The organism is Kitasatospora sp. NPDC003701, assembly GCF_053587085.1.
Genome location: NZ_JBSFNM010000084.1, coordinates 20,605 through 36,504 on the forward strand (window position 1 = coordinate 20,605; position 15,900 = coordinate 36,504).

At 74.5% G+C, this 15,900-nt stretch carries 17 protein-coding genes; 4 read left to right on the plus strand and 13 right to left on the minus strand.

What is annotated here, in order from left to right; all coding sequences use genetic code 11:
* Positions 1-9: 9 nt before the first annotated feature.
* The 12 genes from ACWDRR_RS40650 to fabG all read right to left on the minus strand — a co-directional run bounded on the left by ACWDRR_RS40650 (position 10) and on the right by fabG (position 10,352).
* A complete protein-coding gene (locus ACWDRR_RS40650; protein ID WP_449777342.1) occupies positions 10-990 on the minus strand; it encodes an ATP-binding cassette domain-containing protein in 981 nt (326 codons plus the stop codon).
* On the minus strand, positions 990-1,121 hold the full coding sequence (locus ACWDRR_RS40655; protein WP_449777343.1) for a hypothetical protein: 132 nt from the start codon (positions 1,119-1,121) through the stop codon (positions 990-992). The genes ACWDRR_RS40650 and ACWDRR_RS40655 overlap by 1 nt, the downstream gene beginning before the upstream one ends.
* Positions 1,118-1,747 carry a DsbA family protein gene (locus ACWDRR_RS40660; RefSeq protein ID WP_449777344.1) on the minus strand — a complete coding sequence of 210 codons (630 nt, stop codon included), beginning with the start codon at positions 1,745-1,747 and terminating at the stop codon, positions 1,118-1,120. The genes ACWDRR_RS40655 and ACWDRR_RS40660 overlap by 4 nt, the downstream gene beginning before the upstream one ends.
* Positions 1,747-3,516, minus strand: a complete 1,770-nt coding sequence (locus tag ACWDRR_RS40665; RefSeq protein WP_449777345.1) for an alpha/beta fold hydrolase — start codon at positions 3,514-3,516, stop codon at positions 1,747-1,749. Before ACWDRR_RS40665 ends, ACWDRR_RS40660 begins: the two co-directional genes overlap by 1 nt.
* Positions 3,513-4,466, minus strand: a complete 954-nt coding sequence (locus ACWDRR_RS40670) for a beta-ketoacyl synthase N-terminal-like domain-containing protein (protein WP_449777346.1) — start codon at positions 4,464-4,466, stop codon at positions 3,513-3,515. Before ACWDRR_RS40670 ends, ACWDRR_RS40665 begins: the two co-directional genes overlap by 4 nt.
* A gap of 80 nt (positions 4,467-4,546) precedes the next feature.
* The gene (locus ACWDRR_RS40675; protein WP_449777347.1) at positions 4,547-5,674 is read right to left on the minus strand and encodes a beta-ketoacyl-[acyl-carrier-protein] synthase family protein; all 1,128 of its coding nucleotides are present in this window, start codon (positions 5,672-5,674) and stop codon (positions 4,547-4,549) included.
* Between the two features lie 53 nt (positions 5,675-5,727).
* On the minus strand, positions 5,728-6,888 hold the full coding sequence (locus tag ACWDRR_RS40680) for a beta-ketoacyl synthase N-terminal-like domain-containing protein (protein ID WP_449777348.1): 1,161 nt from the start codon (positions 6,886-6,888) through the stop codon (positions 5,728-5,730).
* A complete protein-coding gene (locus ACWDRR_RS40685; RefSeq protein WP_449777349.1) occupies positions 6,885-8,090 on the minus strand; it encodes a beta-ketoacyl-[acyl-carrier-protein] synthase family protein in 1,206 nt (401 codons plus the stop codon). Before ACWDRR_RS40685 ends, ACWDRR_RS40680 begins: the two co-directional genes overlap by 4 nt.
* Before the next feature lies 1 nt (position 8,091).
* Positions 8,092-8,352 (minus strand): acyl carrier protein, encoded by a 261-nt coding sequence (locus ACWDRR_RS40690; protein WP_449777350.1) that lies wholly within the window; start codon positions 8,350-8,352, stop codon positions 8,092-8,094.
* 212 nt (positions 8,353-8,564) lie between these two features.
* Positions 8,565-9,038, minus strand: a complete 474-nt coding sequence (locus ACWDRR_RS40695; RefSeq protein ID WP_449777351.1) for a 3-hydroxyacyl-ACP dehydratase FabZ family protein — start codon at positions 9,036-9,038, stop codon at positions 8,565-8,567.
* Positions 9,028-9,453, minus strand: a complete 426-nt coding sequence (locus ACWDRR_RS40700; RefSeq protein ID WP_449777352.1) for a 3-hydroxyacyl-ACP dehydratase FabZ family protein — start codon at positions 9,451-9,453, stop codon at positions 9,028-9,030. Before ACWDRR_RS40700 ends, ACWDRR_RS40695 begins: the two co-directional genes overlap by 11 nt.
* A gap of 131 nt (positions 9,454-9,584) precedes the next feature.
* Positions 9,585-10,352 (minus strand): 3-oxoacyl-ACP reductase FabG, encoded by a 768-nt coding sequence (gene fabG, locus ACWDRR_RS40705; RefSeq protein WP_449777353.1) that lies wholly within the window; start codon positions 10,350-10,352, stop codon positions 9,585-9,587.
* A gap of 352 nt (positions 10,353-10,704) precedes the next feature.
* Here fabG and ACWDRR_RS40710 point away from each other — a divergent pair, with 352 nt between their 5' ends.
* The 3 genes from ACWDRR_RS40710 (at position 10,705) to ACWDRR_RS40720 (ending at position 13,989) form a co-directional block, all read left to right on the plus strand.
* The gene (locus tag ACWDRR_RS40710) at positions 10,705-11,814 is read left to right on the plus strand and encodes a methyltransferase (RefSeq protein WP_449777354.1); all 1,110 of its coding nucleotides are present in this window, start codon (positions 10,705-10,707) and stop codon (positions 11,812-11,814) included.
* Positions 11,815-12,004: 190 nt separating this feature from the next.
* Positions 12,005-12,949 carry a hypothetical protein gene (locus tag ACWDRR_RS40715; protein WP_449777355.1) on the plus strand — a complete coding sequence of 315 codons (945 nt, stop codon included), beginning with the start codon at positions 12,005-12,007 and terminating at the stop codon, positions 12,947-12,949.
* Between the two features lie 128 nt (positions 12,950-13,077).
* Complete coding sequence (locus ACWDRR_RS40720; RefSeq protein WP_449777356.1) at positions 13,078-13,989, plus strand: phytoene/squalene synthase family protein; 912 nt, start codon at positions 13,078-13,080, stop codon at positions 13,987-13,989.
* Between the two features lie 63 nt (positions 13,990-14,052).
* On the opposite strand, the gene ACWDRR_RS40725 is transcribed toward ACWDRR_RS40720, so the two are convergent.
* Positions 14,053-15,282, minus strand: a complete 1,230-nt coding sequence (locus ACWDRR_RS40725) for an FAD-dependent monooxygenase (protein ID WP_449777357.1) — start codon at positions 15,280-15,282, stop codon at positions 14,053-14,055.
* A gap of 328 nt (positions 15,283-15,610) precedes the next feature.
* Here ACWDRR_RS40725 and ACWDRR_RS40730 point away from each other — a divergent pair.
* Positions 15,611-15,900 (plus strand): helix-turn-helix domain-containing protein (locus ACWDRR_RS40730; RefSeq protein WP_449777358.1); only part of this gene is annotated, 290 nt, incomplete at its 3' end.

The following is a 15,900-nucleotide window of genomic DNA, read 5'->3' on the forward strand; positions in this document are numbered from 1 at the left end:
GTGGTGGCGCTACGAGGTGGTGGACCGGCCCGTGAGGGCGAGGAACACGTCGTCGAGCGAGGGCTTGCGGACGGCGAAGTCCTCGGGGCGCAGTCCGAGGTCGGCCAGCCTGCCCGCGACCTCGCCGACCGTCCGGAGCCCCGCCTCGACCGGCAGGTGCAGACCGAGCCGGTCCGGGGTCCGCGGCAGGTCCGGTCCGAGGGCCGCCTGCGCCCGGTCGGCCTCGTCCACGGTGGTGAAGGCCAGCTCCAGCCGCTCCCCGCCGACCTTGCGCTTCAGCTCCTCCGGCGTGCCCTCGGCGATGAGCGTGCCGTCGTCCACGACCGCGATCCGGTCGGCGAGCCGGTCGGCCTCCTCCAGGTACTGCGTCGTCAGCAGCACGGTCGTGCCGGCGGCGACCTGCTCCCGGACGGTCTGCCACAGGATCAAGCGGCTGCTCAGGTCCAGGCCGGTCGTCGGCTCGTCCAGGAACAGCACCGGCGGATCCGCGATCAGACTGGCCGCCAGGTCGAGGCGGCGCCGCATGCCGCCCGAGTACGTCCCGCTCGGCCGCCGCCCGGCCCCGGCCAGCCCGAACCGCTCCAGCAGCTCGTCGGCGGCCTTCGCGGCGCCGGCCCGGCCGAGGTGGTGCAACCGCCCGACCAGGACGAGGTTCTCGCGGCCGGTCAGCCGCTCGTCGACCGCCGACAGCTGGCCGGTCAGCCCGATCCGCCGCCGCACCTCGGTGGCCTCGCGCACCACGTCGAACCCGGCGACGGCCGCCCGGCCGCGGTCCGGGACCAGCAGCGTCGTCAGCATCCGGACGGTCGTGGTCTTGCCCGCGCCGTTCGGTCCGAGCAGCCCGAACACCGTCCCCGGCGCGACCGCCAGGTCGACCCCGTCCACCGCGGTCCGGCCGCCGAAGGTCTTGCCGAGGCCCTCGGCCTCGATCGCCCAGGCGGCCCCGGCCGACGCGCTCCCCGGCCGGGTCCCGGTCACCGGCGCGGACATCAGCCGCAACCGCCGGCCGTGTCGTGGTCGTAGGCCCCGATCAGGTCCAGCAAGGCCTCCGGGATGCCCTCCAGGGGGTCGGCCTCCAGGTCCGGGACGAGCGGGGTCTCCTCGGTGGGCGTCTCGCTCATTTCGCCGCCTCCTGCTCACGCGCCCGCCCGTAGGCGGAGAGGAAGTCGTCCACCCGGTCCAGACCCCAGAAGCGGTGCGGCCCGATCTTGAAGAACGGCACGCCGAACACGTCGTCCAGGTACGCCTTGTCGATCGCCTCGACGCCCTCGGCACGGAGGTCCGCGTCGTGCGGCGCCTTGGCGACCTCCGCACCGTCGAGACCGATCGCATCGGCGATCCCGCGCACCACGTCGACCTCGCAGATGTTCTCGCCGCGCTCCCAACGGGCCTGCGACAGCGCCCAGTACAGCTCCTTGCCGCGGCCGAGCCGGCGCGCCGCGAGGTAGGCGTGGTGCGGCAGGACCCACCACGGGTCCACGTCCACCGGCCACTTCATCGACAGCCCGAACCTGGCGCTCAGGCGCTTGGTGTCCTGGAGGATGTACAGGTGCTTGGCCTTGGACATCGCGGCGTAGTGCATCTCGATGCCGCGCCCGTCGAGCGTCTCCCAGGTCTGCTCGTCCGGCTCGAAGTACGGCAGGCACTCCAGCTCGTCGTGCCAGCCCGGCAGTTCGCGCTCCAGCCGGTGGCTCACCATCCAGCTGAACGGGCTGTGGAAGGAGAAGTAGAACCGGGGCTTGCGCATCAGGCCCGACCTCCCAGCAGCGCGGCCCGGGTCGGCGCGTCGAGCACCACCAGGTCGGCGAAGGCGTGCTCGCCCCGGGCCAGCACGTACCCGTGCATGATCGTGGCCGAGGCGACGTGGACGAGACGGTCGCCGCGCAGCACGCGGCACTCCATCCGGGCGGTGAACAGGGTGTCCTTGATGACGTCGTCCACCGCGAAGGTGATCAGCAGTTCCTCGCCCATGAAGGCGTCGGCGTGCAGGTCGACGCGCGAGCGCGAGACGACCGGGATCCAGTCGCGCTGCGCCAGCAGGTCGGTGATCGGCAGGCCGACGTGCTCCAGGTAGCGGTCGACCGCCTCCTCCAGCAGCTTGACGTAGCTCTGGTGCTGGATCCGGGTGTAGTAGTGGCAGGCGTAGTAGGGGATCTTCCAGGCCCACCGGAAGGAGTTCCCGCTGCACTCGGCCAGCGCGGCGGGGACGGCCGCCGGGTCGCCGACCACGACCGGCTCCGCGGCGCCCTCACCGGTCACCTCGGCGACCACGAACGGCGCCAGCCCGGCCGGCACCGGCTCGACCGGGTTGCCGTCCTTCTCGGCGACCAGCTGGACGCGTACCCGGCCGTTGAGCAGCCGGACGGGCTCCCCGGCGTCGCCCCGGCGGGTGGTGAGCCGGACGTCGAACGCGGCGCCCCGGCCCGGCCGGGCCTCGACCGGTGTCACCGTGCCGACGACCTGGTCGTCGGAGTGCATGGTCCCGGTCAGGCGCATCGAGGAGTGCACGACGGTGGTGCCCAGGCCGTGGCGCTCGAACAGCTGCTGCGGGCCGTGGCCGAGCTCCCGCAGGTGCTGGAGGACGACGTCCTCGGCCAGCGCGGTGAAGTTCTTGAATCCGATGAAGGTGCTGATGTTCGCACCCTCGTAGCGCGGGCGCCCGGGGTGGGGGCCGCTGCTGCCGTCGAGTATCGGCACGGACGCGGGTCCTTTCGTCAGGAAGTCGGCCACCAGCAGTCCGACCGGCTCCGGCCGGTCGAGGTGGCAGAAGTGGGAGTGGTCGGGGTGGACGTTCAGCACCGCCCGCGGGAGCGCGCGGCGCAGCCAGTCGATGCGCTCCCCCGCGATGCCCGGGTCGCGGGATCCGGCGACGACGAGGGCCCGACCGCGGTACGCGGAGAGGTCGAGGTCGCAGGTGGCGGCGAACTGGTCGAAGACGGCCAGGAAGCCCAGCACGCCGATGCCGTCGAGCATCGCCTTCGCCATCCGGTCGAAGACGTCCGGTTCCAGGCGCTCGGCGCGCTCGCCGAGGCGGACGCGCAGGCCCGCGGTCATCGTGGCGCGGAAGTCCGCCAGCGAGCGCTCGAAGGTGCTCCAGGTGAGGGGGACGTGCGGGGGCCGGTAGAAGGGCGAGATCAGGACCATCGCGTCCGCCGCCGGCTCGGATCCGCCGCCCCCGGCCAGGCCGAGCAGCAGGGCGTTGGCGCTGAAGGAGTGGGCGACGACCGCCGCCGGGCGCCCCGGCAGGGCGCCGACCACGTCGGCGATCCACTGCTGCGGCGCGCGGTCGCGCCAGCGGTAGTCGCCGCCGGTCCGCCAGGGCAGGTCGGCCGCGACGCACCACAGGCCCGGGCCGAGGAACGGCACCAGCCGCGACCAGCTCGACCAGGTGTCCTCCAGGCCGTGCAGCAGCAGGACCGGCCGGCCCGCCGGGTCTCCGGTGGCGTGCAGCCCGATCCGCTCGCCGTGCGTGCGCACCCCCGGCAGCGGGTGCCAGACGACCTCGCCGGCGGTCATGCGATCACGTCCCCTGCGGCGGCGAGGTCCAGCCAGGTGTAGCCCTCGACCGCGTCACCGCAGGCCACCCGGGCACCGTCGGCGTCACCGCGGCCGATCCGCGCGGCGGCGGCGGCGACCTGCAGGACGCCGAGCGCGCCGTAGGTCTCACCGAGGCGGGCGGTCAGGTCGACGACGGTGTCCGACTCCTCGGCGACGCCGTAGGGCGGGAAGGTCAGCTCCCGGTGGGACGCCGGATCCCGGTCGGACGCCGGCCCCCGGTGCGCGGCCGGCGGCTGCGCGCCGGGCGACAGCGTGCCGCTGTCCCCGAGCACCGCCGACCGGGCGCCGGCCCGGTGCCCGCCGAGGACCACGCAGGCCGCCGAGGCGCGCAGCTCCGGAACGCCCCGCCCGCCGTAGGTGCGCGGGTCACGGCTCCGCACCAGGGCCCGGGCGATCTCGTCCGCCGGCTCCGCCCCGACGACGACCGCCCGCTCGGCGCGCCCGGCGCGGATCAGCCGTGCGCCGAGGCGGACCGCGTCCAGCCCGGAGGTGGCGCCGTTGCAGACCATGACGTTCGGGCCGGTGAAGCCGTAGCGCAGCGCGATCGTGCTGGCGATGACGTTGCTGGAGACGTTCGGCGTCTCCAACGGGCTGACCACCCGGAAGTCCTCCCGGCCCACCGCGGCGGCGATGCCGCACACCGTGCGCAGATTGCCCAGGTTGGAGCTGACGACGACGGCGGTGCGGTCGGCCGACGGCAGCGGCCGGTCGACCCTGCCGGCGGGCAGCCCGAGCGCGCGGTGCACGGCGCACAGCGCCAGCCGGGTCGCGGGCTCCTTCATCAGCAGGCCCTTGCGGCCGAGGACCAGCTGGGCCTCCTCGGCCGAGCACATCGGCTCGCCCGGGGCCGCCGCGCCGCCGGTCTCCCGGGGGCCGGCGCCGGGGACGTGGACGGCGTACGCGTGCACGGAGACACCCGGTGCCGGGGTGCGCCCCGCGGCGCCCGCCTCCCGTCCGGGGGTACCTCCCGGCCTCTCCCGTCGCTCGGTCACGGGGCGGCTCCCACCAGCGCGACGGCGTTCACGCCGCCGAATCCGAACGAGTCGATCTGCGCCACCAGCGGCCGCGCCGCCGCCGGCGGTCCGGCGACCAGGGCGAGCCGTTCGGCCTCCGGGATCGGCTCCGCCAGGCCCCGGATCGCCGGGACGGCACCGCGGTGCATCGCCTGGACCGCGACCACGAGCGACATCAGGGCGGCCGCTCCGGACGTGTGGCCGACGGCCCCCTTGATCCCGGTCACCAGCGCGCGGCCGCAGGCCTCGCCGAGGACCTCGGTCAGCGCGGCGGCCTCGGCCGGGTCGTTGAGGGCCGTGCCGGTGCCGTGCGCGACGACCAGGTCGACATCGGCGGGGACGACGCCCGCCCGGCGGTGCGCGTCGCGCATGCAGGCGGCGATCCCGGCCGGGTCCGGCGCGGTCTCGTGGTGGGCGTCGCAGGACAGGCCCACCCCGTGCAGCCGGGCCAGGACCTCGCGGCCCTCGGCGAGCACCGTCGCCTCGGGCTCGATCACGACCGCCGCCGCGCCCTCGCCGAGCAGCACGCCCGCCCGCCCGCTGTCGAAGGGCCGGACGGCGGTGCTGCGGACCGCGCTGCCGCGGCCGATGGCCGCCAGCAGGCTGTCGGTGATCGAGTCGCAGCCCGCCACGACCACGGCGTCGGCCTCGTCGGCGGCGAGCAGGTCGGCGCCGACGGCGAGCGCGTACCCGGAGGCGGCGCAGGCGTTGGAGACGGTCAGGACCTCGGTCGCCGCAGGCAGCACGCCCCGCACCACGGCGCCGAAGTGCAGCTCGGGAAGGGTCAGCGCGCCGCCCCCGGCCCACCACCGTTCGGCCTCCGGCAGCTCGCGCAGGCCCGTCCCGACGACGACGGCGACCCGCCTGCCGTCGGTGTCGAGCCCGGCGGCACGCACCGCCCCGGCGACGACCCGGGCCAGCCACCGGCTCGCGCGGCGGCCCTCGGCGTCGTCGTCGATCTGGTGGGCGTGGTCGACCCCCAGCCGCCGGGTGTCGCGGCGCAGCGGGCCGGCCCCGGTGTCGCCGCGCAGCAGCGCCCGGAAGGTGGCCTCGGCGTCGCCGAGGCAGCTGAGGACGTCGAAGCCGCTAATCGCGGTCGGCATGCGCCCACCTCCCCGTCGCGGGGTCGTGGAGCCGCCGGCCGGGCCGGGCGAGGTCACCGCTCGTCACGGCTCCACCCCCTGACGACCGCGGCTCCGACCAGCCCCTCGGAGGTGACCGAGGTGATGAGCGAGACGGCGCCGTCCAGGCCGGCGTCGCAGCGGTGCTCGGCCAGGACGGCGGCGAGCTGCAGGGCGCCCGAGGCGCTGTACGTCTCGCCGAGCAGGTCCTTGACCGGCAGCGACGCGAACGGCACGCCCGGCAGCGCCGCCGCGAGGCCCCGCCGCTCGATCGCGTCCCGGCGCTCGGAGCCGGCGATCGACGGAGCGACCATGCGCACCTCGGCCGGATCGATCCCGGAGCTGCGCAGGGCCGAGCCGATGCACCCCGCGAGACCGTCGGCCGGATCGATGTCCTGGCCGAACAGCCCGGTCTCGACGGCGAGGATCTCCGCGTCGGGCCTGCGTCCGGAGGCACGCACCGCCTCGGCCGGCTCCAGCACGAACGCGGCCGCGCCCTCGCCGAGCGGCACCCGTGCGCCCCGGCCGCCGCGCAGGTGCTCGGCCGCCCAGGCCCGGTGCGGGCTGAACTCCTCGACCGCGCCGGCGACCACCGCCTCCACGTAGCCGTTGCGGATCTGGTTGCGCGCGTACTTCAGTACCGCCAGGAAGGACGCCTGGCCGTCCGACACCGTGGCGTTGACCCCCTTGAGCTGGTGCCAGATCGCGGCCGAGCTGGCGGCGCCGTTCATCACCGCGTAGGGGAACAGCACCGGATTCACCAGGTACGGCGGGTCGTTGACGATGGTCTCGGTGATGAACTCGCACAGCGACTGCACTCCGCCGGTGGTCGAGCCCAGCACGATGCCGATCTCGGCGCGGTCGGCCTCCTCGATCACCAGGCTGCTGTCCTCCAGGGCCAGCCCGCAGGTCACCACGGTCAGCGAGGTGGTGCGGTCGAAGAAGCTCGTCCCCTTGCGGCCGAGGTGCTCGCGGACGCTGAAATCGGTCAGCACGCAGGCCTCGTCGACCGGCAGCGGGCCCTCGTACAGCCCGCGGACGTCGCGCAGACCGCTGCGGCGCCCGCACCACGCCGGCGCGAACTCCTCGGCGCCGACGCCCAGCGGCGACAGCACGCCCCAGCCGGTCACCGCGAGCGGGACCGACCGCGTCGGCGGGCCGCCGCCCGGGGCGGTCGCGGTGCTCGTGGCGGTCATTGCGGCCTCCCGAAGATGGTGATGGCGTTGTTGCCGCCGAAGGCGAAGCCGTTGTTCTGGACGATGCGCAGCTCGGCGGCGCGCGCCCGGTTCGGCACGACGTCGAAGCCGGCGAGTTCGGGGTCGATCTCGGTGTGGTTGATGGTGGGCGGGATGAAGCCCTGCGCGATGCCCAGCACCGAGGCGATCGCGCCGAAGCAGCTGGCCGCGCCCATCGTGTGGCCGAGCATCGACTTGATCGAGCTGACCGGCGGCGGGGTGTCGCCGAAGACCTCGCGGATCGCGCGGCCCTCCATCGTGTCGTTGGAGGGGGTGCCGGTGCCGTGCGCGGAGATGTAGTCGACCTCCGCCGGCTTGATCCCGGCGTTGCGGTGCGCACGGCGCATGCAGGCCGCGATGGAGCCGGCGTCCGGCGAGACCATGTGGGAGGCGTCGCAGGTCAGGCCGTACCCGAGGACCTCGGCGTAGACGCGCGCGCCGCGCGCCCGGGCGCTGTCGTAGGACTCCAGGAACATCGCCGCGCCGCCCTCACCGATGAGGATGCCGGAGCGGTTGGCGTCGAACGGCGAGCAGGCCTGCTCGGTGAGCGCGCCGAGGCGGTAGAAGCCGGCGACGGCGAAGCGGCACATCGCGTCCGCGCCGCCGGCGAGCATGTAGTCGGCCTCACCGTTGCGGATCAGGTCGTAGGCGTAGCCGATCGCGTAGTTGCTGGCCGAACAGGCCGTGGCCAGGGTGACGGCCTCACCGGTCAGACCGAGCTCGCGGTTGACGGCCACCGCCATGCGGTAGGAGGGGGTCAGCGCGATCCTCGCGGCGGGCAGCTGCCGCGGGCCCTGGTCGACCCACAGCTTCATGGCGCGTTCGACGACCTGCGACTCGCCGCTGGTCGTGCCGATCACGGAACCCGCGCGCGAGGAACGCAGCGCCTGGGGGTCGATGCCCGCGTCGTCGACGGCGAGCCGTGCCGCGGCCGCCGCGAAGAGGCTGGCCGGACCCCACTCCTGCGGCGAGAGGTGCCGCACCCACTGCTCGGGCTCGAACCCGCGCAGCTCCCCGGCCATCCGGTGCGGGAAGCCGACCGGGTCGAAGCTCTCGATCGGGGCGATCGCGTGCCGGCCGGCCTTCAGCGCGGCGGCGAACGGCTCGGCTCCGATCCCGACGCCGGCCAGTGGTCCGACGCCCGTGACGACGACGCGGACCATGTCAGTCGGCCCAGCCGACGCGGGTCTTGACGGTCTCGTAGACCGCGAGCAGGTTCTCCATCCGGGCCAGCTCCTCCTGCGGGATCTCGACCTTGTACTTCTTCTCGATGCGGGCGAGGATCTCGATGGCGCGCAGCGAGTCGGCCTCGTACTCCTCGACGAACGACCCGGTTTCGGTGATCTCCTCCGGCTCGATCTCCAGGACCTCGGCGATGAGGTCGCGGAGCTCGTCGAGGTGTGCGCTGACGGCGCTGGTGGTCATGGTTGCCTCCATCGGAATGCGGTGGTCTGCCCGGCTGCCGCGCGGGGTTTCCGCGCGGGTCGGCAGGGTTCTGGTCCGGGTGCCGAGCACGGTGGAGCGGGTGCTGGGCACGGTGGAGCGGGGTGTTGCGGGTTCCGAGCGGGGTGGAGCGGGTTCCGAGCGGGGTGGAGCGGCCGGCCGCGCACGCGGCCGGAGTCTTGGGGCGCCGGCGGTCAGCTGCCGAGCGCGTCGGTCCTGCGCACGACCGCGACGACCGACCCGTAGTCGACGGCGACCTCGCCGTCGATCAGGGTCCGGCCGCGCAGGAACGCGTTGTCCCCGACGACGTGGTCGATGTGGGCGACGTGGCGCAGGACGTCGCCGGGGTGGGCCTGGCGGTGGAAGGTGACGTCCCGGGCGGCGGCGAAGATCAGGCTGCCGTCGAACTCCCGGCCGTCGCGTCGGATGCTCTCCAGCCACAGCACCGCGCCGCTCTGGCCGAAGGACTCGACGATCAGGGACCGGGGGTAGGCGTAGCGGCGGCGGTCGGCGGTCTCCGCGATCCCGGCGTAGCAGGGCTCGGAACCGGTGATCGCCTTGGTGGTCACGATGCGGGCGTGGTGCTCGATCTCCTCGACGGTGTCGACCAGCAGGATCGGGTACCGGTGCGGCAGGACGCCGCGGATGCGGGCGTGGTCATACGGCATCGCCGACCTCCTCGGTCAGCCGGAACTCCAGCCGCAGCCGCGCGGCCTTCTCACCGGCCGCGTTGCGGCACTCGGCCTTGACGGTCAGCAGGCGGTCCCCGCCGGGGGCCGCCTCGGCCGACGGCCGGGTGAGGGTGCACTCGCAGCGGATGTGCAGGGTGTCGCCGGGGCGCAGCGGACGGCTGAACCGCACCGAGGTGAGGGCCGCCAGCTCCAGCTCGAACGGCGTGCGGACGGTCTGTTCGGCGAGGATCCGGACGGTCTGCGTCACCGATTCGACGACGAACACCCCGGGGTAGATGGTGAAGTCGGGGTAGTGGCCGCCGAGGTAGGGGTCGTCGGCGCGGATCGCCTTGGTGGCGGTGATCACCTCGGCGGAGACGAGCTCGTAGGCGTCGACCGCGATCAGCGGCACCGCGCGGTCCCTCGTCCGGCGGTTCGGGGTCGAAGGCGCGCTCGCGTGCGGGGCCGTCGGCGGGGCCGTGGGCGGGGCCGTGGCCGGGGCCGTGGGCGGGCCCGCCGGCGGGACGGCCCACGTCGCGGCGCTCACAGGGTGATCCCGCCGTCGACCTGGATCACCTGGCCGGTGATGTAGCCGCCGCGCTCGGACACCAGGAACGAGACCAGATCGGCGACCTGCTGCGCCGTCCCGAACCTCCGCATCGGGACGATCTTCAGGGCCTCGGCCCGGAGCTTCTCCGAGAGCACCGCCGTCATGTCGGTCTCGATGAAGCCCGGCGCCACGACGTTGACCCGGATGCCGCTCCTGGCGACCTCCTTGGCCAGCGACTTGCTCAGGCCGTGCACACCGGCCTTCGACGCGGCGTAGTTCGTCTGTGCGGCGTTGCCGTAGACGCCGGCCACGGAGGAGATGTTGACGACGACGCCTTCGCGGCGCTTCATCATGCCGAACACGACCGGCCGGCAGAAGTTGAAGGTCCCGTTCAGATTGGTGTCGATGACCAGGTTCCAGGCCGCCGGCGGCATCAGGACCAGCGGGCTGTCCCGCACGATGCCGGCCGAGTTGACGAGCACCACGGTCGGACCGAGCTCCGCCTCGGCGGCCTTGACGAAGGCCTCGACCGCCGGACCGTCCGCCACGTCGCAGGGCGCGTGGTAGCAGGCCGCGCCGTGCTCGCGCACCAGCCGTTCGGTCTCCAGCGCGGCCTCACCGCGCTCGCGGTAGCAGAACGCGATGTCGTAGCCGTCGGCGGCCAGTTGCACGGCCACCGCGCGGCCGATGCCCCGTGACGCCCCGGTGACGATCGCGGAGCGCCGGCCACCGTCGGCGTTGTGAGCCTCGTTCAAATCCATGACGCCCTCGGGATTCTGTCGACGCGCCCGGGCCGACGCGAGAGCGGCGGAGTGATCCGGTGCCGGGTCGCCGCGGTCGGTGTTCGCGTTGCTGCGCGGCGTGGGGTGCGGGACAGAATCTAGGAGGCCGGGCGGCGGCGGCCGCCGTTTCGTTCCGGAAGCTGCACCCGGCGACAGGATGGTGAAGTCCCCCGCCGATCGCCGTGCCGGGCGGGCCGGCGGGTGCCGGCGGCCCGCCCGGCTCCGGGAGCGGTTCCGTCCGGACACGGACAGAACCCGGTGACGCTGCGCTTCGGCGCGGCTACCCGTGGGCACTCTTCCGGGCGGGGCCACCCGATTCAAGGAGGACGGTATGCGTCAGGACGAGGGCAAGCGCTTCGGCGACCGGGCGGAGGCGGGCGCTCCCGCAGCAGGCTCCCCCGGGGCGGCGGCCGGGACCGGGGGCGCCGATCCCGACGCCCGCTACCGCCGTTCCTCCGCCTTCCTCACCGACGAGGCCCTCGGCTTCCTCTTCCCCGCCGCCCTGCGCGCCGCGGCCGACGTGGGCGTGGCCGACCACCTCGCGGACGGCCCCCGCACACCCGCCGAGCTCGCCACCGCGACCGGGACGGACGCCCGCAGCCTCCACCGGGTGCTGCGTCTGCTCGCCACCCGGGGCGTGGTGGCGGAGGACGAGTCGGGCCGGTTCACCCTGACCGACGCCGGACAGGCGCTGCGCAGCGACGTCCCCTACTCCGCGCGGGCGGCCGTCCGGATGCTCACCGACCGCACCATGTGGCTGCCGGCGGGAGAGTTGACGAGCTGTCTCACCGAGGGCACCGCGTCGTTCGAGGGCATCTTCGGCATGCCGTTCTTCGACCACTTCGCCCAGGACGCGCGGACCGCCGCCGTCTTCCACGTGGGCATGGCGGCGATGTCCGACCCGGAGAACGCGCTCATCCCGGCGGCCTACGCGTTCCCGGAGAGCGGCACGGTCGTGGACGTCGGCGGCGGCCACGGCGGCCTGCTGCTGGAGGTGCTGCGCCGGAACCCCGGCCTGGCCGGGGTGCTCTACGACCGCTCCCACGTCCTCGCCGGCCACCGCCTGGAGACGGACAAGGAGATCGCGGGCCGCTGGACGCTGGCGGAGGGCGACTTCTTCGCCTCCGTACCGCCCGGCGACATCCACCTGCTCAAGCGGATCACCCACGACTGGGACGACGAGACCTGCGTGACGCTCCTGACGCACTGCCGCCGGTCCCTGCACCCGGGCGGCCGGGTCCTCGTCCTGGACGCGGTCGTCCCCCGGGGCAACGCCCCTCACCAGTCCAAGACCCTGGACCTGATGATGATGGCGTCCCTCACCGGCCGCGAACGCACGGAGGCGGACTTCGCGGACCTCTTCGAGCGGGCCGGCCTGCGGCTCTCCCGCGTCATCCCCACCCCGACGGTCCTGTCGGTGGTGGAGGCGGTGGCGGCCTGACGGGGCCCTTGCCGGGCCCTGGTCCGCGAGGCCGCCGAGGGCCGGTTCTCCGCTTCCGGGCCGGGCAACCGGCCCGGAAGCGTCCGGTCCGGTTGCGCTACGACTCCGTAAGGTCACCGAGACCACTCCGGAACAACATAATTCGGCCAGGGTCTGTCCGAAATTCGACCCGGGACCTAGGCTGCGGCGCGTGTCGATACTTCGAAGACTTCGCGCTTCCGGGCCCCGCCTGCTCCCGGAGCTCGACGACGTCAAGCTGGGCCGGGTGCGGCGGCAGCTGACGTCCCCCGGGATACCGGGCCAGAGCGGTATCCAGATCGACCAGGTCGACCGGCTGCTCCAGGAGACCGGTGCGGACTGGGACCGCCGCACGCACCGCCTGTCCGTCCTGGCCGAGGCGGCCGCGCCCTCGGGGCTCGCCCGCTCCTGGCGGATGCGCCGCCCGAACAGCGGCGAGGCGATGGTCTTCGAGGCGTGGGTCGAGCTGGTCCGCGGCCGGCACGACGGGAAGATGGCGGACGCCCGGTCCGCCGCCGACGACTGCCACCGCGCCGCCGACGCGCTCCCCGGGGACCCCACGCCCTGGGTCGTGCTGCTCGGGATCCTGCGCCTGGTCCGTGCGGACTCGCGCGAGCTGTTCACCGTCTGGCACGAGGTCACGTCGCGCGACCCGTGGAACCGGGAGGCCCACCTCCAGATGCTGCGCTACCTGTCGCCGGAGGAGTGCGGCTCGCGCAGCAGCCAGCTGGAGTTCCTGGACGCCGTCCGGACCGGGGTGCCGTCGAACGCGCCGGCCGTGGGCATGGACCTCACCGCCCTGGTCGACGAGCACGCCCGGACCGTCGCCCGCGGCGGCGTCGAGGCCCTCCTGGTCCGCCGCCAGTGGACCAACCACCGGGCCACCAGGGCGCTGGACGCGGCGCTGGCGCACTGGCCCCGCGCCGGGCACCTGCAGTACGCGGCCGCCCTGGCCGACCTCAACCTGCTGGCCTTCGCCCTGGTCCAGGCCGGCCGCCCGCGCGAGGGCGCCGGCGTCTTCGATCTGCTCGGCGACACCGTCACGCCCTGGCCGTGGTCGCTCGACGGCGACCCGCTCCGGCAGTTCGGCTACTGGCAGGCCAAGGCGCTGGGCTGACCCCCCGCCCCGGCCTGCCCCACGGCCCGCACGACCTCCCGCCCCGCGTCCCGCACGACCTCGTGCTCGACCGATGCCTACCGGCCTCTAGGCTCGGGGGACACCGACCAGGGAGAGGACGCGAGCGAGTGGGCAGCTGGGAGAGGGCTCTGGACGCGGCCGGGATCGACGACCCCGGCCTGCGCGAGGACTACAGCCGACAGCGCCGGCAGGTGACGCGGTACAAGCGGGAGGCCGTGCTGGCCGCCGGACTCCTCCTGCCGGCCCGGCTCGTGCCGCACGTGATCGCGGCCACCGCGTACATGCACCGCACCGACAGCCTGCTCGACAGCGGCCCGCTCGACGGGCGCGGGGCGGCGTACGCGCGCTGGGAGCAGGAGGTGACCGACAGCCTCGCCACCGGTGCGACCGACCACCCCGAGCTGCGCCCGCTGCTGAACACCGCCGCCGCGCACCCCGCCCTGCGCGACCGCGCGCTGGACCACCTCGCCGGGGCCCTCGCCGACCTCGACTTCGCCGGGTTCGCCACCGAGGCCGACTACCAGCACTACGTGGACGGCTACTCCCTGCCCGCGTTCATGGTCGTCGCCACCCTGCTCGGCCCGGACGGCGACCAGACCGCCTACCGGGCCGCCTGCCGCACCGTCATCGACGCCGGCCAGCGGCTCGACTTCGTCACCGACCTCGCCGAGGACCTCGCCGACGGCCGGCTGACGCTCCCCCGGCAGGCCCTGGACCGGCACGAGGTCACCCGCGCCGACCTGGAGCGGGCCCGGGACCTGCCGGCCGTCCGGGCGCTGCTCACCGAGCAGCTCGACCAGGTGGACCGCACCATCGCCGAGGGCCGCGCGGTGGTCGGCCTCGTCCCACCCGCCCACCGGCCCATGGTCCGCTGCCTGATCGGCCTGGACGAACTGACCAGCGCCGCCGCCCGCGCCGACGTCCCCGCCCTGCTGCGCCGTTCGGCCGGCCCGGCCAAGCCCGCCGCCCTCCGTCTGCTCGCCCGCGAGTACCTCCGGGCACGCCGCGTGAACCGCTGAGCACCACCCCGACGCCTCCGCGACGGCACGCCCGGTGCGGACGGTGCCGTCGTCGCGCCGGGGTCACGCGGTCCAGGCGGAGGGGGCGCCGAGGTCTTCGACGGTGGCGTGCGTCACCTGCTTGTACCGGTGGGAGATCTCGCGCGCCTCCGTGGCGGGCAGGCCCGCACCGCGTGCCGCGGCCAGTGCGATGATCCGCTCCGGCCCGAGTTCCCGGTTCCGGAGCACGATGCGGTTGACCGTGTCGCGGCGCAGGCGGTCGTAGCGGTCGAGCGCCGCCGCCGGGTCGGCGGCCCGGGCCAGGCACCAGGCGAGGGCCCGGGCGTCGACCACGGACTGCGAACCGCCGTTCATGCCCATCGGGAACATCGGGTGCGCCGCGTCGCCGAGCAGGGTGACCCGTCCGAAACTCCACCGGGGCAACGGGTCCCGGTCGAGCATCGGGTACTCGTAGACGTCCGAGGAGGCCTCGACGAGCCGGGGCAGGTCGATCCAGGGCAGGCTCCAGCCGTCGAACCCCGCGCGGACCCGGTCGAGCGCGACGCGGCGGTTCGACCGGTCGAGCTCGCCGGCGGTCCCCGGGTGCCGGACCTCCAGCACCCAGTTCATCAGGGCGTTCCCGCCGGGGGCGGGCGGGTCGGCGATCGGGTAGGCGACGAACTTGTCACCCGGGTCGCCGCCGGCCACCACGATGGTCCGCCCGCCGAGGACGTGGGGCGCCTCGGCGACACCGCGCCACATGTGCACCCCGTTCCAGTGCGAGGGGCCCTCCGCCGGATACAGCTGCGCGCGCACGGCGGAGTCGATGCCGTCCGCGCCGATCAGCAGGTCCGTCCGCTCCGTCGTCACCGTGTTGTCGCCGCGGTCCAGGAAGTGCACCAGCACCTCGTCCCCGAGCTGCTCGAAGCCCTGGAACACCATGCCGGTGCGCACCGTGTCGGAGCCGGTGCGCAGCCGCAGGGCGTCCAGCAGCAGCAACTGGAGCCGCCCCCGGTGGACCGAGTGCTGCGGCCAGCGGTAGCCGCCCGTCCGGCCCAGCGGCTCCTCCCACACGGCGTCGCCGGCCCGGTCGCAGTACAGCAGCCGCTCCGGTGCCAGCGCGATCGCGGCCAGCTCGTCGGCGAGCCCGAGTGCCGCCAACTCCCGTACGGCGTGCGGCAGCAGGTTGATCCCCACCCCGACGGCCTCGATCGACCGGGCCGACTCGCGCACCTCGGGCCGGAACCCGGCCGCGTGCAGGCTCAGCGCGGTCACGAGGCCGGCGATGCCGCCGCCCACGATGGTGATCCTCAATTCCGATCCCTTCCTCCGGACGGCGACACCGCGACCGGCGCCACGCCTCGGCCCCACCGGACAGCGGACACCCCGCAGCGGTGCCCCGGGGACAGTCTGGTGTCGCAGGGCGCCCGGGACGACCTGATCGGCGAAACCCGTACGAGATCGCGGTACTTGGCGTACGACGCCTTCGGCGTGCGCCGCCGCTTCGCGAGATCGACGAGGACCGGGCCGTAGCACCGGCGGCGGCCCTCGGCCCGTCGAACGGGGTGCCGTCGTCGACGTGACCGGCCGCCGGCCTGATGACCCCAGGCCAGACGCAACTCATTCGCGTTAAGCTGGGCACATGAGTGACAGACCGACCACCCGCCCCGGCGGGCGCAGCGCCCGCGTCCAGCAGTCCGTGCACCGGGCCGTCCGGGAGCTGGAGGCCGAACTCGGGCGCGACGCGCTCACCGTGCCCCTGATCGCCGCTCGCGCGGGAGTCACGCCGTCCACCGTCTACCGGCGCTGGGGAGACCTGCGGGAACTGCTCTCCGACGTGGCCGTGGAGCGGCTGCGGCCCGACGCCCCGCCGGCCGACCTCGGCAGCCTGCGGGCGGACCTGGCGGCGTGGGCGGTGCAGTTCGCCGAGGA

Coding starts and splice junctions, on each gene's coding strand:
- ACWDRR_RS40660 (WP_449777344.1), bottom strand. CDS start 1,747: ATGCGCAAGCCCCGGTTCTACTTCTCCTTCCACAGCCCGTTCAGCTGG.
- ACWDRR_RS40655 (WP_449777343.1), bottom strand. CDS start 1,121: ATGAGCGAGACGCCCACCGAGGAGACCCCGCTCGTCCCGGACCTGGAG.
- ACWDRR_RS40680 (WP_449777348.1), bottom strand. CDS start 6,888: ATGACCGCCACGAGCACCGCGACCGCCCCGGGCGGCGGCCCGCCGACG.
- ACWDRR_RS40690 (WP_449777350.1), bottom strand. CDS start 8,352: ATGACCACCAGCGCCGTCAGCGCACACCTCGACGAGCTCCGCGACCTC.
- ACWDRR_RS40650 (WP_449777342.1), bottom strand. CDS start 990: ATGTCCGCGCCGGTGACCGGGACCCGGCCGGGGAGCGCGTCGGCCGGG.
- ACWDRR_RS40695 (WP_449777351.1), bottom strand. CDS start 9,038: ATGCCGTATGACCACGCCCGCATCCGCGGCGTCCTGCCGCACCGGTAC.
- fabG (WP_449777353.1), bottom strand. CDS start 10,352: ATGGATTTGAACGAGGCTCACAACGCCGACGGTGGCCGGCGCTCCGCG.
- ACWDRR_RS40685 (WP_449777349.1), bottom strand. CDS start 8,090: ATGGTCCGCGTCGTCGTCACGGGCGTCGGACCACTGGCCGGCGTCGGG.
- ACWDRR_RS40665 (WP_449777345.1), bottom strand. CDS start 3,516: ATGACCGCCGGCGAGGTCGTCTGGCACCCGCTGCCGGGGGTGCGCACG.
- ACWDRR_RS40675 (WP_449777347.1), bottom strand. CDS start 5,674: ATGCCGACCGCGATTAGCGGCTTCGACGTCCTCAGCTGCCTCGGCGAC.
- ACWDRR_RS40710 (WP_449777354.1), top strand. CDS start 10,705: ATGCGTCAGGACGAGGGCAAGCGCTTCGGCGACCGGGCGGAGGCGGGC.